The organism is Vibrio ichthyoenteri ATCC 700023, from assembly GCF_000222605.1.
Classification (GTDB): Bacteria; Pseudomonadota; Gammaproteobacteria; order Enterobacterales; family Vibrionaceae; genus Vibrio; species Vibrio ichthyoenteri.
The window spans coordinates 1-14,724 of record NZ_AFWF01000308.1 but is presented as its reverse complement, the minus strand read 5'-3'; the positions used below and the strand labels follow the sequence as shown (position 1 = coordinate 14,724).

Genomic DNA, 14,724 nt, shown 5'->3' with positions numbered 1-14,724 from the left:
ACTACTTCACCAAAAGATGTTGACGGTCGAGAACGTTAGTAATGTGACGGAACCAGTGATCCGAAACACGCGCTTGATCTTCACTCCACTCAATGTAACCACGGCTTTGGAAGTAACGCAAAATACCCGTGATTTCGGCAATACTCAGTTGAGTACAGTCAGAGAGAATCTCTGGTGATGCAATTTCTAGTTGTACGATTGAACGCAGTACCGCCAGCATTGGTTTTGGCATGTTTTCAAGCTCTTGCGATTCAGGTACATGGAACAATCGAACCACCGCTTGGTCGCTTTCTTTATTGCGGTTGATCGATAAACGGAAGAAACGCAAGGCGACGGTAGGGTTCCCGTCTGAGTAGTGCCAAAGAATGCGGTAAAAGCCTTGTTTCGCACGCTCTTCTTCGCTCATTTCATCTTGATCCCACTGTTTTGGTACCACTAAACCTTCAAAAGAGAGCGGTTTTTCAAGATCTTTATTGATGCGGCTATCGAGCAGTTCACCGATTTGTTTTTCGTTCCAACGAGGTAGGAAACAAACCAAATCAAACAGCAAGCGTTCACCACGGGCACGATCAACAAAGCGCCAGCTTGATTTCACGATAGAAAGCACAACACGGTGATTCTTTTTCGAGCGACGAAGTAGGTTAGTGACGCGAATAAGATCGCTAAGTCCACCAACCATTGGTTTCACCAAGCGATGCGCATTATCGATCGCAATTAAGTAGGTGGTTTCGCTCTTACGCAAATACGCTAGGATTTGAATCTCACTTGATTCTTCATCAAGACCTAAGCTCAGAGCCAGTTGCGCCAACAGTCCTGAATAGCCGGAATAAGGGCAGTTGAGATAAATTGGCTCGGCATTTGATACCTTGTTTAGCATGCTGTTAAGCAGTGTCGTAGAACCAATGCCACGTTCGCCCGATACCACGCATATCGCGGGGTTATCTGACATCAGGTAACGTGAGAGCTGTTTAACTTCTTCCGTAGCGTAGTTGATTAACGTGCTATCCATACTGCCTGGTAAGACGTATTCAAACACTTGCTCGCCTTTAATGCGCACTAGGTGATGTTGGCACTTATCAATATCAGATTGTTTTGCTACTTCAATGCGGAATAGGTAGGCCAACGCCTGACTAAATAGGGTCGAGCGTGATAGCAGCGCCATCAGGCGGTGTTTGGCACTTTCAATAGTTAACCATGTAATACCAATCGCGGTCGCGGCAATGTTGAGTAACATCGTATCTTGACGATTAATTGCCCACGAGACCCATACCGGTCGCTCAGTATATTCATTGAGGGATTCAAATACCTTTTTACGCCATAAACGCAAAATGGAAATCGTCACCAATACAAACCAGAAGAATAAGGCGCTGTAGATCCAAGTGTAGATGGTGCCTTTTCCTAAAGTTCGCATTGAAATCTGCATGATCACGCCAGCAATAATGATACTCCATACGTAGCGACGGATGGTCGATAAACGTAGAGCAATCACATCACGTGACGATGTGCGGCTATTGCGGTAAGCAAATTCTAAGATAAAGCTGATAGCAATTGAGCCACCCAATACCCACCAAGTAAAGATCTCTAGGAAGATCAAATGCTGCAGGCTTGGAATTTGCGAAAGTACGCGCAATGACAAGGTAATAGCGATTAACCATGCAATTGCACGATGCGCACGACTGATGTACCAAACGATACGTACCCAGAATGGTGGTTTGTTATTGCTTTCCAATTGACTAACGCGGAATAGATCAATCAGTCGCTTGCTGTTGGACAACCACCATACTAGACCAAAATAGATAAAGAGCACTTTTAACGCCGCCCAGATAACCGGAATTGGCGAAATAAAGATATCTTTGATCAGCGCCTTAAAGCTACCAATCTGGAAGTAGAGGATATATTCAGCATTGAGTTTGGTTAACTGCCACTCTTGCTTAAATTGCGTCACCCCATAGGGGCCAAAACCCGTTAAACGATCGCGATTAGCCGGATTGGTCAATGCTAATAATGCTTCTTTACTTTGGTTGAGACTGGTCAATGTAAAGTAGCTGTTTTGTACGTCTGCCCATGTTTGGGGGGAGCCATTTTGGCGATGAGCCACAAGCTGAGTATCAAACTTCGCGATCTGCTCTCGTTGAACACGCAGCACCTTGGCGAGCAAGATATTGACTTGGCGTTTGTCTTTACTCGACATAAATAGGGGTTCAGGCAAGGCTGAAATTTGTTGAGCGATTTCATCCGCAACGGGAGAACGTTGAGGTTGAGACTGAAAGCCGTAGTCATTGTTCGCCAGCGTTGGCCAAGCCATCAGCATGCTGACGAGCAATAAACAGCGCACATAAAAACGCATAGTTATCTCTTAAATTAGTTATCTAGGAATTATTGTAGTTGTTTTAACGGAAGAGGAGTTTCCGCTATAAAATAAGGGGGGACGCATTGTATTGATAAATGATAACAAAATGTCAGGAACGTGTCATAAAAAGGCACCACGGCTCGCCTCTGAGTGAGTCGTGATACATAGCAAATTGGGTGGCATAAAGACAAACATCAGGGGATTGCATTTTTATCGGGTTATATCTTGGCCAATAATCCACAAATCGAGCTTTTACTGCCACAATAGGATAACGGCGCGCTCGCGGTGAGCCTGGTTGGTAACGAATGCGAACACACACCGGTAAAAGTGCATAAGTTTATTGAGTTCTTTACAGCTTGGTTCGAAGAAAAGCTCGGCTCTTAAATGGGCGAAACTGAAATCAACACTTGCAGTTAGGGGACTTTATAAGTAACGTGGCGCGGTTTTTTGACGAATTAGATTAGGATACAGGTTTTGATCTCCACAGCGAATATCACCATGCAGTTTGGCGCTAAGCCACTTTTTGAAAACATCTCGGTTAAGTTTGGCGAAGGTAACCGTTACGGTCTTATCGGCGCGAACGGCTGTGGTAAATCGACCTTTATGAAAATCCTGAGCGGCGAGCTAGAGCAAAGCGCAGGTAACGTAAGCTACGATCCAAACGAGCGCGTAGCAAAACTAAACCAGGATCAGTTCGCTTACGAAGAATTCACCGTAATCGACACGGTTATCATGGGTTACAAAGAGCTTTGGGCTGTTAAGCAAGAACGCGATCGTATCTACTCTCTACCAGAAATGAGTGAAGAAGATGGTATGAAGGTGGCGGATCTAGAAGTTGAATTCGCAGAAATGGACGGCTACATGGCTGAGTCTAAAGCGGGTGAGCTTCTTCTAGCGGTAGGTATTCCACTAGAGCAGCACTTCGGCCTAATGAGCGAAGTAGCACCAGGTTGGAAACTGCGTGTGCTATTGGCACAGGTTCTATTTGCAGACCCACACATCATGCTACTAGACGAACCAACGAACAACTTGGACATGGATACGATCGGTTGGTTGGAAGATACGCTAAACCAACGTAACTGCACCATGATCATCATCTCGCATGACCGTCACTTTCTAAACTCAGTATGTACCCACATGGCTGACTTGGATTACGGCGAACTACGTGTTTACCCAGGTAACTACGATGAGTACATGACAGCGGCAACGCAAGCTCGTACTCGTCTACTGTCTGACAACGCGAAGAAAAAAGCACAGATTGCTGAACTGCAAACGTTCGTTGCACGTTTCTCTGCTAACGCATCGAAAGCAAAACAAGCAACATCACGTGCAAAACAGATTGATAAGATTCAACTTGATGAAGTTAAAGCATCAAGCCGTCAAAACCCATTCATTCGTTTTGAACAGTCTAAAGAGCTATTCCGTAACGCACTGAACGTAGAAGGTTTGACTCAAGGCTTTGATCAAGATCTATTCAGCAACTTTGATGCGATTTTCGAAGTAGGTGAGCGTGTTGCAATCATCGGTGAGAACGGTGTGGGTAAAACAACACTATTGAACACACTTGCGGGTGTACTAGAGCCACGCAGCGGTGAGTTCAAATGGTCTGAAAACGCAAACATCGGTTACTACGCGCAAGACCACGCCCATGATTTTGCGGAAGATCTAAACCTAACGGATTGGATGGGTCAATGGCGTCAAGAAGGCGACGACGAGCAAGTGGTTCGTGGTTTCCTTGGTCGTATGCTGTTTGGTCAAGATGATATTAAGAAGTCAGTTAAAGTTCTGTCTGGTGGTGAGCAAGGTCGTATGCTGCTTGGTAAGCTAATGATGCACAAACCAAACATGCTGCTAATGGATGAACCAACTAACCACATGGATATGGAATCGATTGAAGCGCTAAACACGGCTCTTGAAGAATACAAAGGTACTTTGTTCTTCGTATCGCACGACCGTATCTTCGTAGACTCGCTAGCAACGCGTATCCTTGAGATCCGTGATGGCAAAATCCACGATTTCCGTGGTACTTATGCTGAATACCAAAAACACCGTGGTATCGATGCGTAAATGACATTTTATTAGTCTTGCTGTCCAGCAAGGCTAAACAAAAAAATGCATAAAAAACCCCGAGTTAGAATTACTAACCCGGGGTTTTTGCTTACTTGCCGTCTAGTTATGCAAAAAGTGTGAATATTGGTAAGGGTTTCTGACGACTACATTGTGCTGCTGAAGCGCTAGTAGCGAAATTGCGCCACAATGGCATCCAACTTTACACTCACGTCACTGACTTGCTTGCTGCAAGTGACCGACCCTTTAACTTCGCGATGCGTATCATTAGCAAGGTTTGCTATCTGAGTAATATTTCGATCGATTTCAGCTGATACCATCGATTGCTCCTCCGATGCTGTTGCTATTTGCGCGTTCATATTAAATAGATCTTCAATTTGCTGATTGACGCTATCAATCGCTTCTACGACTCGTTGGGTTTCTTGCTTGGTCGACTCGGCTTGCAGCTGACTTTCAGACATCATGCTAACGGTGCTATGAATACGTTCTGTCAGATTACTGATGGTTGATTCAATCTGGCGAGTAGAGTTATCTGTTTTCATCGACAGATCTCTTACTTCATCGGCAACAACAGCAAAACCACGTCCATATTCACCCGCTCGTGCTGCTTCTATTGCTGCATTTAAAGCCAACAAATTGGTCTGCTCTGCAATACCTTGGATGGTTGAAATAACGGAATTAATTTCACGGCTTTGTTCTTCTAATTGTTCAATCAGGTTTTGGGAGTTGGCAATGTCATTGGCCAAGTTCTGCATGCTGTTACTGGCATTATGGGTAATGTCTAACGCACGATGAGAGCCTTCTTTCATTTTTGAGGCATTGCTAGCGGCATGCTCGATATTCTGCGTAATTTCGTTACTGGTTTGCACCAGTTCATTCACCGCAGTCGCCACCGATTCAGACTCAATCCGTTGTTGCTCTGCATTTTTAATGCTATTTGATGCGGCTTGTTCACTCTCAATTGAGCTTTGGTTCAGTACTTCTTTGACCCCAGCAACATCTTGGATAAGTCCGTGTAGCTTAGATATGAATCTATCAAAGGAGTTGGCCAGTTGAGCCAGTTCATCACTGCCTTGCGCATCCATGCGTGCGGTAAGATCTCCGTTACCACTGGCGATATTACTCATCATCGAATTAATATCTTGTATCCGATTTAACACACTACGGCCAATCAAAATGAGTAGTCCTGACACGACTGCGGCAATAATAGCGCCAAAGATATGCAGTTGATTTTTAACCTTGTCCGACGCTTGGACAATGGCAGTTTCAATTTCAGTTTGTAATGAGAGGATCTCTTGTTCGGTTTGATGCACTGTTCTTCTTAACTCACCTCGCAAACCTTCATTGGGTGTTAAGCCTAATGCGATATTAGCTTCAAATAGATTGACTAGGGCATGCTGGTAATCGTCAAACGCGTTACTCAATGATGGGTGTCTTGCATAGGTCTGATGGAACGACTGCAATGATTGTGACAGGCCAAGCTCGGTTTGTTCACTGGGTTTGCCTATGTACTTAAAATCATTTTCCATCAGTGATGAAAACGCGACTTTCGCTTGCAGGTTGTTCAGCGCTACAACGTTTTCACGTAATGTTTCTCTCGCTTCAACTAACTGGGGCAAAAGAGCACTGCTATTGGATTGAGAATCAATCTTTTCAATTTGCGTGACGAGCTGCGAAAACTTTTCGTGGTAGTTATCCAATGTTGACACGATGACACCCATGCGAGTATCAAACTGAAGTCCATGATCGTGAATGCGCTGATCCAAATCTGTCAGTCGAGTGGAAAGCTTGGAAAAGGTTTGTTCAAATCGTTCTTGATATTTTAATTCGTGACGCGCAAGAAAATCTTTTTCATGGCGACGCAGGTTGAGTAGATCAACTTCAGCGGCGGTGTTTTCTACTGAGGCTAATTCTAATTCATGTAGGTTGTTGAGACTGTACTGTTCAAAAAAACCGTAACAGATGACTCCAATAATAAGTACAGCATTGAGTAAGATTAATTTAGCACGAATGCTAATTCCATTTAGAGCGCGCGAAACATTGGGTGACTGAGACATAGACACCTCCCTAGCTGATGACGTTTAAGGTCCGCTTTATCATATTGTTCACTTGATGTGATTTTGGTTTTAAGCGGTTATTAAACTAATAGCAGTGTCGAGGGGTTTTGCAACTCAATAAAGACAGCAGTAAGCCCCAATATATATAGGGGCTTACTGTGGATGAAGCGGTTATTGTTCAGTTTGGCCTTTGACATCGAAGGTGATTTTGTCTGCTCCAGTAAAGACTTGGAAGCGTAAACCTTTCGCGCGGGCAATGGTGGTGATGCCGAATTTCTGCGCCAAATCAAGCCCCATTTGTGTCACTCCTGAACGAGATAATAATACTGGAATACCCATTTGTGCCACTTTGATGACCATTTCAGACGTCAAACGACCTGTAGTATAGAAAATCTTACCGTCACCGGTTTCTTGATTAAGCCACATTTCACCGGCCAAGGTGTCGACCGCATTATGACGGCCTACATCTTCCACAAATGACAGCACTTGGTCATCATGACAAATCGCACAACCATGCACGGCACCCGCTTTTTTATAGGTGTCGTTGTAATGTGTTAATGCTTCTAGGGCGGTATAGATTTCAGATTGCTTAATCGGAGTTTGCGGCACTTGGTAATTTTCAAGTTGCTTCATGACATTGCCGTACATCGTGCCTTGGCCACAACCAGAGGTCACCGTCTTTTTCTTCAAGGCACTTTCAATGTGTTCGGTGTTTTCTTTGGTGATCACAGCCGCGGAATTGGTTTCCCAGTCAATAATCACCGACTCTAGCGACTCAGGATCAGACAGAAAACTTTGGTTTTTCAAATAGCCTAAGACTAATGATTCAGGGCGCGATCCAAGCGTCATTAGTGTCACCACTTCGCGCCAGTTAAGCATCACGGTAAGAGGGCGTTCACAGGCAATCTGCTCTGTGAGTTTCTCGCCATATTCGTCATACACTTCTACTTCGATGGTTTGTAGTGGGTTTTCACTGGTTTTAATTATATTTGGCTTAACCACGGTAGTTCCTATAGCTAGTCACTAACTTGAGAGAGGCTCTCAAGCAAGCGGGATAAAAGTTATTACACGCATCAAATTGACGCAATCTCACGGACTTAATACTGCTTAAGCAATTACTGTACCCCATTTAGTCACCACAATGACGGTTTGCGTTAAAGTATCCGGATAAGCGTCCATCGGCTAGAATTTATCTTAGCGGTAATTGCGTTGTTTTTCATTGCTACTTGTCATCGATACTTTGGCTAGAAACACAATTCTTTATTGGTGCGAGTAGTATTGGGAACAAATATTGCTTAAACATCGCGTAAGTAGGCAGTATAACGAAAAACAAAGGTGAACTATGTCCATTTTAACGCTTGAAAAAACCGATGACATTTGGCCAGTTGAATGTGATCTAGTCGCTCGTGAAATACAAACGGGTAGATGGACAACCACACAACAAGAGTTGACTGGTTTTAATATCAAACCAGAACAGCAGAGCGAGCGTTTGACCTTGCTGCAGTTGCATCGTGACGAGCGTACTGATTACCGCTTTAACCTTAGTTCTCAGCAGCCTAAGCTGTTTCTTATTCTGGATAACTTTAATGGCAATGACGTGGTTAAAGTGGTCACGTTGACCGCCTCGCAAAGTGTAGCTGCACAATATATGGATGGCGACTACCTCGTCTTATCAAATGATATTCCTTTGCCAATTCAGGCGTGGATGGAAGCTTTCATCGGTCGCCATGGTGAACTATTAGAAACGCGACGTAAAAAACGCAAAGGTGCAGGACGTTCAAATGGCAACTAACTTTTTAAGCCGCTGGTCGAAACGTAAACTGGGTAGCGAGGCCGTTGAAAAAGAGTCTGATCATGCTCGCGAACCTATGACGCTAGCAGAAACTCAACAATCAGAATCAATAGAATCACAGGTTAACGATCAAGATACTGTGGATGCTTTAGAGCGCTCATCAAGTGTAGATGCGACAACAACTACAGGTTCAGCATTAGCGGAAGAGGCTAACGAAGCTGAGGCGACAGAGCCTGACACTCAAGATCCAGAGGAAATGTCACTGGCCAACTTATTGGTTTCTCAGGTAGAAGAGAGTGCCAAGAAAGCGGCTATGCGTAAGATGTTTATGTCGGCAGAATTTAATATTCGTGATGGCTTAGATGACTATGATGAGGATTACAGTAACCTCAAGACGTTATCACAAGGCGTGGCGGAAACATTACGTGAATGGGTGAAGGAAAAACCGGAAGAGGCGGCAGAACAAAACGCAACGTCAGACTCAGCATTTGAACAAGAAGATGGCACATTATCTGATGATTCAATCACTGAAGAAAGTTCAGATAACACTATTGTTGATAGTGAAGCGGAAAGCGCTTATGCATCCGATGCTGAGCCTTCGCAATCAGTGGATTCTGACAGTGATTACGAAACTGAGATTAGCGAAACATCGAAGCAAAGCGAGCCCACCGATTGTGCAGATGATAATGGTGCGACTGTCGATAAATCGCTGTGATGATCGACGAATAAAATGCATTGCTCATTTTTTGTTTAGCGGCTTATCTATCAGGGCTAGAAACCACTGAGACAAAATATACCACACTAAAAATAGGTACATTTTGACTTATTCAAGCCAACGTCGAGTGAGACAATTTGTCTCACTCGGTTTTTTTTATCTGATGACTTCGCAATTTCAACTTTAAGTTATTGATATTAATTAAAATAAAAGTTGGTACGGCATTTGCTATTAGGAGGGTAGATAAGATTTCGGTGTAACCGAAGTTAAATTCATCTGCTTAAACCCTGGAACTGAGCGATGCTAAAACAACTATTAGAACAAGCAACATCTACAAATGGTAAAGCGAGACTTTACGCGTTTGACAACACCGTCGAGCTAACCAATTTGATCCCACCAACGGTCAGTTATGAAAGTGGTGGTAATACGCTTATTGTCGGTCCTACGACCATCATTGAGAGCGCAGCACAACAACTGTCGCAAATGAAAAGTTTGACACTGCTCTCTACGGATGGGGAAAAGGGCACCAATAGTCAGCTTTACTACGCTAATTCAGTAGAAGTGACCGGTTTCCTTGGTACCTTTGAAGTGACGATTGAAAACAACCTGCTACGTAGTAACTTAGCAGAAGTCGCGATTGGTCATGATTGCTTTGATGTGGTTTTGGATCTTTGCCTAAATAGCTGTATGAGCGAAGAGGTTCCAGTTCCTGGTTATTACCCTGTTGGTCGTGGTTATCCAAAACTAGCCGATGCTTTGGAAGAGATCCCAACCTTAATGGGGACTTTCGATAAGCCTAAATTTTTCCGTTTAGATACCGATTTGTGTGCACATAGCTCTCGCGGCGTAAAAGGTTGTGAGCGTTGTGTAGACGCATGTCCGGCTGGTGCATTAACCAGTCAAGGTGACGATAAAAGCGGTCACCATATCGAAATTAACCCATACCTTTGTCAAGGGGTGGGAACGTGTGCAACGGCTTGCCCGACAGAAGCTATCCACTACGCACTACCAAATCCAAGTGATACACAAAAATTCATTGAGCGTACTCTCGCCAATTATGAGCAAGCTGGTGGTCTAGATCCGATCGTTCTTATCTGTAGTTCGCGTCATGAAAGTTACAACGTCATGGCACTTAAAGCATTGCCAGATAACGTCATTCCGGTCGTTGTAGAAGAATTACCATCCATTGGCATTGATACTTGGTTCGCCGCGCTGGTGAATGGTGCGACTCAAGTTCTGTTTGCTGCTAGTCGCTTTATGCCGCCAACGATCATTCGTATTTTGAATAATGAAGTATCAATGGCCCAAGAGCTATTAGCTCATTTGGGAATTCAAAAAGAGTGTATTGATATCCTTTATCTTGAATCATTACGCGAAGGCCCTCCAACACTTTGTACTGATTCATTTGATCTGGCATTAGGCGATTTAGAAGGCAATAAGCGTCAACGTTTGTTTACCGCTCTTGATGCATTGGCAATGTCACGTATTCCAGTCGATAACATTGTTGAACTTTCAGCGAGTGCGCCATACGGCAACGTAGAGTGTGAGAGCAAAGATTGTACATTATGCATGAGTTGTGTGGCGGTTTGTCCAACACGTGCTCTGCATACCGATGGTCAATCTCCTTCACTTATGTTTGTTGAACAAGACTGTATTCAATGTGGTTTATGTACCAAAGCGTGTCCAGAAAATGTTCTTACATTAACTCCTCGCATCAACTGGGATAAGGAGTCGCGTCAAAAAGCGACTATTATTCATCAAGAGAAAGCGGCGGAATGTACTCGTTGTCATAAGCCATTTGCACCTCAATCTATGATTGATATGTTGCAATCAAAGTTACGCGGTCACTCGCATTTTGATAACGAAGCGGCCGTGAGTCGTATTGCGATGTGTGAAGACTGCCGTGTGATCGACATGTTTGAAAGCATGGCGAAAGATCCAACTAACCAATTGAAATATTAGGAGCTGTGCGTGGAAAACATTAACGAACAACAATCACTACGCAGCGATATCTATCTCTTGCTTGCGACTTTATTTCGCCAAGCCCCAAGTGCCGAACTGATTGAATTTCTGACTGCGCTTGAAGTAGAACAAACAGAAAGTGCCATGCAAAAAGCTTGGTTTGCACTCCAAGATGCCGCTAAACATGCCGAACGCGAAGCGTTAGAAGAGGAATATCAAAATCTCTTTATCGGTATTGGTCGCGGAGAGGCGGTTTTATTTGGTTCTTGGCATATGACGGGTTCACTAATGGAAAAACCATTAGCGGATATTCGACATGACCTCGAATTGCTTGGCTTTGAACGTGAAGATCAAGTGAAGGAGCCGGAAGATCATATTTCTGCTTTGTGTGAAGTGATGGCGATGCTAACGGAGGAAGAGGTTGAGATTCAACAAGCTTTCTTCAATAAGCACATTGCGACTTGGTATGACGCATTCGCGCAACAGGTAGAAACCGCCAATAGTGCTGATTTCTACCGCTCAGCAGCAGCGCTGCTACGTGCTTTCGGTACGCTTGAGCAAGTGCAGTTCAGCAAAAATACTAAGAGCAAAACGCATTTAAAAATTGATGTAAAAAACGTAACTGAGTACGAGTAATAACATCGATAAGAGGGGCGTCAAGCCCCCAAAAAAACTACCTGAGGGTAAGGAAGCAATAATGAAAGATAATAATGATATTAATACAAGCCGCAGGGATCTCCTGAAAGGCTTAACGACTGCCGCCGTAGCTGGTGCAGTTGTCGCTGGTGCAACCAAAGCGGCAACCGCAGCAGAAACTGTGGAAATTAAATCTGACGAAAAGAAGACGGGCTATCGTGAAACTCAGCATGTTCGCGATTATTACGACTCATTGTAATTTGGAGCTTAGCGCATGAAATTAGTAAAACGCTCCGATTCGGTGAGCAAAGAGCAAAATCAACTTGGTGTATCACGTCGTACGTTCATGAAGAACTCTTCATTAGCGGCTGGTGGCGCGGTAGTTGGCGCAAGTTTATTTGCACCAGGCATGATCAAAAAAGCAGAAGCTAAAACGGTCGACCCAGAAGCAAAAGTAGAGCAGAAACGTACTATCTGTTCACACTGTTCTGTGGGTTGTGGTGTTTACGCGGAAGTTCAAAATGGCGTATGGACGGATCAAGAACCAGCATTCGACCACCCATTTAACGCTGGTGGCCACTGTGCAAAAGGCGCAGCACTGCGCGAGCACGGCCATGGTGAGCGTCGTTTAAAATACCCAATGAAGCTTGAAAACGGTAAGTGGAAAAAGCTTTCGTGGGAACAAGCTCTAGAAGAGATTAGCCAGCAAGCGCTGAAGATTCGTGAAGAATCAGGCCCTGACTCGGTTTACTTCTTGGGTAGTGCTAAGCACAACAACGAACAGGCTTACCTGTATCGTAAAATGGCGTCGCTTTGGGGTACCAACAACGTTGACCACCAAGCACGTATCTGTCACTCGACCACAGTAGCCGGTGTTGCAAACACTTGGGGTTACGGTGCGATGACAAACTCATTCAATGATATGCACAACTGTAAATCGATGTTATTCATCGGTTCAAACCCGGCAGAAGCGCACCCAGTTGCGATGCAGCATATCTTAATCGCTAAAGAGAAAAACAACTGTAAGATCGTTGTTGCTGATCCGCGTCGTACGCGTACAGCAGCAAAAGCAGATCATTACGTTGCTCTTCGTCCAGGTACTGATGTCGCCTTCATTTGGGGCGTACTATGGCACGTATTTGCAAACAATTGGGAAGATAAAGAATTTATCTACCAACGCGTATTTGGTATGGATGAAATCCGTACTGAAGTTGCAAAATGGACTCCAGCAGAAGTAGAGCGCGTGACTGGCGTCGCTGAAGCTCAAGTTTATGAAACGGCGAAATTGCTTTCTGAAAACCGTCCTGGCTGTGTTGTTTGGTGTATGGGTGGTACTCAGCATACGACCGGTAACAATAATACGCGTGCTTACTGTGTGCTTGAACTAGCACTGGGTAACATGGGTAAATCAGGCGGTGGCGCGAACATTTTCCGTGGTCACGATAACGTACAGGGTGCAACTGACCTTGGCGTACTTTCTGACACGCTTCCAGGTTACTACGGCCTATCAGAAGGCGCTTGGCGTCACTGGTCGAAGGTTTGGGATCTAGATTACAACTGGGTTCACGGTCGCTTCGACGATAATTCATACGCTGGCCAAAAACCAATGAACAGTGCAGGTATCCCTGTATCTCGTTGGGTTGATGGCGTTCTAGAGAACAAAGACAATATCCGTCAACGCGAAAATATTCGCGCAATGTTCTACTGGGGTCACGCAGTAAACTCTCAGACTCGTGGGCCTGAGATGAAAAAAGCGATGCAAAAGCTGGATATGATGGTTGTTGTAGACCCATACCCAACGGTTGCCGCGGTAATGAATGATCGCACCGATGGTGTTTATCTGTTACCAGCAACGACTCAGTTTGAAACGCACGGCAGTGTGACTGCATCAAACCGTTCAATCCAATGGCGCGATCAAGTTATCCAACCATTGTTTGATTCTAAACCTGACCACGAAATCATGTACCTGCTTTCACAAAAGCTAGGCATTTCTGAGCAGCTGTTTAAGAACATTAAAGTTGAAAACAACCAACCGGTTATCGAAGACATTACCCGCGAATTTAACAAAGGTATGTGGACCATTGGTTATTCAGGTCAAAGCCCTGAGCGTTTGAAGGAGCACCAACAAAACTGGCACACATTTGACTTCACAACACTTGAAGGCATTGGTGGTCCAGCAAATGGTGAAACTTATGGTTTGCCATGGCCATGTTGGGGTACGCCTGAAATGAAACACCCAGGGACGCATATTCTTTACGATACGTCGAAGACGGTTGCAGAGGGTGGCGGTAACTTCCGTACGCGTTTTGGTGTTGAATTTGAAGGTCAGAGCCTACTTGCAGTAGATAGCTACTCAAAAGGTTGTGAAATCAAAGATGGTTACCCTGAATTTACCGACAAGCTACTAAAACAGCTTGGTTGGTGGGATGACCTAACGGCAGAAGAGAAAGTGGCTGCTGAAGGTAAAAACTGGAAGACCGATCTATCTGGTGGTATTCAACGTGTTGCGATTAAACACGGTTGTATTCCATTTGGTAACGCGAAAGCACGTGCCATTGTATGGACGTTCCCGGACCGAGTTCCTCTGCACCGTGAACCACTGTACACGCCACGTCGTGATCTTCTTGCTGAATACTCAACGTGGGATGACAAAGAAGCAATCTTCCGTCTACCAACGATGTACAAATCAATCCAAGAACAAGATAAATCGAAAGAATACCCGATTATCCTGACTTCTGGCCGTTTGGTTGAGTACGAAGGTGGTGGTGAAGAAACGCGTTCTAACCCATGGCTTGCTGAGCTTCAACAAGAGATGTTTGTTGAAATTAACCTGAAAGACGCAAACGACCTTGGCATTCAAGATGGCGATGACGTTTGGGTTGAAGGTGCAGAGAAAGGCCGTATTAAGGTAAAAGCGATGGTAACTCCACGCGTTATGCCTGGCCTTGCATTCTTACCGTTCCACTTCGGTGGTCGCTTCGAGGGTGAAAGTCTTCTGGATAAATATCCTGAAGGTTCAGCTCCTTATGTGCTTGGTGAAGCTGCTAACACGGCGACCACTTACGGTTATGACCCTGTTACTTTGATGCAAGAAACCAAAGTGACTCTCTGTAATATTCGCAAAGCGTAAGGACTCCCAAAATGG

Annotated in this window: 10 protein-coding genes; 7 read left to right on the top strand and 3 right to left on the bottom strand. The window is 44.6% G+C overall.

All coding sequences use genetic code 11. The features are described from left to right. Nucleotide 1 precedes the first annotated feature (1 nt). The gene (locus RH85_RS20285; protein ID WP_006714622.1) at nt 2-2,347 is read right to left on the bottom strand and encodes an ATP-binding protein; all 2,346 of its coding nucleotides are present in this window, start codon (nt 2,345-2,347) and stop codon (nt 2-4) included. A 477-nt stretch (nt 2,348-2,824) separates the two neighbouring features. Between RH85_RS20285 and RH85_RS20280 the strand changes: the two genes are divergently transcribed. Beyond that, nucleotides 2,825-4,417, top strand: a complete 1,593-nt coding sequence (locus RH85_RS20280) for an ABC-F family ATPase (protein ID WP_039949489.1) — start codon at nt 2,825-2,827, stop codon at nt 4,415-4,417. Nucleotides 4,418-4,584: 167 nt separating this feature from the next. On the opposite strand, the gene RH85_RS20275 is transcribed toward RH85_RS20280, so the two are convergent. Both RH85_RS20275 and RH85_RS20270 read right to left on the bottom strand, forming a co-directional pair. Beyond that, nucleotides 4,585-6,474, bottom strand: a complete 1,890-nt coding sequence (locus RH85_RS20275) for a methyl-accepting chemotaxis protein (RefSeq protein ID WP_006714620.1) — start codon at nt 6,472-6,474, stop codon at nt 4,585-4,587. Nucleotides 6,475-6,645: 171 nt separating this feature from the next. Next, nucleotides 6,646-7,476: a formate dehydrogenase accessory sulfurtransferase FdhD gene (locus RH85_RS20270; protein ID WP_006714619.1), complete on the bottom strand. Its 831-nt coding sequence runs from the start codon at nt 7,474-7,476 to the stop codon at nt 6,646-6,648. A gap of 340 nt (nt 7,477-7,816) precedes the next feature. On the opposite strand from RH85_RS20270, the gene RH85_RS20265 reads away from it, so the two are divergent. The 6 genes from RH85_RS20265 (at nt 7,817) to RH85_RS20240 (ending at nt 14,709) form a co-directional block, all read left to right on the top strand. Then, nucleotides 7,817-8,266 (top strand): DUF3305 domain-containing protein, encoded by a 450-nt coding sequence (locus RH85_RS20265; protein WP_006714618.1) that lies wholly within the window; start codon nt 7,817-7,819, stop codon nt 8,264-8,266. Then, nucleotides 8,256-8,981, top strand: coding sequence for a DUF3306 domain-containing protein (locus RH85_RS20260; RefSeq protein WP_006714617.1), 726 nt, complete (start codon nt 8,256-8,258; stop codon nt 8,979-8,981). Before RH85_RS20265 ends, RH85_RS20260 begins: the two co-directional genes overlap by 11 nt. A 300-nt stretch (nt 8,982-9,281) precedes the next feature. Then, nucleotides 9,282-10,943: a 4Fe-4S dicluster domain-containing protein gene (locus tag RH85_RS20255; protein ID WP_006714616.1), complete on the top strand. Its 1,662-nt coding sequence runs from the start codon at nt 9,282-9,284 to the stop codon at nt 10,941-10,943. A 9-nt stretch (nt 10,944-10,952) separates the two neighbouring features. After that, nucleotides 10,953-11,579, top strand: a complete 627-nt coding sequence (locus tag RH85_RS20250; protein WP_006714615.1) for a TorD/DmsD family molecular chaperone — start codon at nt 10,953-10,955, stop codon at nt 11,577-11,579. Nucleotides 11,580-11,640: 61 nt separating this feature from the next. Continuing rightward, on the top strand, nt 11,641-11,838 hold the full coding sequence (locus RH85_RS20245; RefSeq protein ID WP_006714614.1) for a twin-arginine translocation signal domain-containing protein: 198 nt from the start codon (nt 11,641-11,643) through the stop codon (nt 11,836-11,838). Between the two features lie 15 nt (nt 11,839-11,853). Continuing rightward, entirely contained in the window at nt 11,854-14,709 is a 2,856-nt protein-coding gene (locus RH85_RS20240; protein WP_006714613.1) for a formate dehydrogenase subunit alpha, read from the top strand. Nucleotides 14,710-14,724 lie beyond the last annotated feature (15 nt).

Excerpts from the sequence above, each read along its gene's own strand:
- RH85_RS20265 (WP_006714618.1), top strand. The coding sequence starts at position 7,817 with ATGTCCATTTTAACGCTTGAAAAAACCGATGACATTTGGCCAGTTGAA.
- RH85_RS20255 (WP_006714616.1), top strand. The coding sequence starts at position 9,282 with ATGCTAAAACAACTATTAGAACAAGCAACATCTACAAATGGTAAAGCG.
- RH85_RS20260 (WP_006714617.1), top strand. The coding sequence starts at position 8,256 with ATGGCAACTAACTTTTTAAGCCGCTGGTCGAAACGTAAACTGGGTAGC.
- RH85_RS20275 (WP_006714620.1), bottom strand. The coding sequence starts at position 6,474 with ATGTCTCAGTCACCCAATGTTTCGCGCGCTCTAAATGGAATTAGCATT.
- RH85_RS20245 (WP_006714614.1), top strand. The coding sequence starts at position 11,641 with ATGAAAGATAATAATGATATTAATACAAGCCGCAGGGATCTCCTGAAA.
- RH85_RS20240 (WP_006714613.1), top strand. The coding sequence starts at position 11,854 with ATGAAATTAGTAAAACGCTCCGATTCGGTGAGCAAAGAGCAAAATCAA.
- RH85_RS20285 (WP_006714622.1), bottom strand. The coding sequence starts at position 2,347 with ATGCGTTTTTATGTGCGCTGTTTATTGCTCGTCAGCATGCTGATGGCT.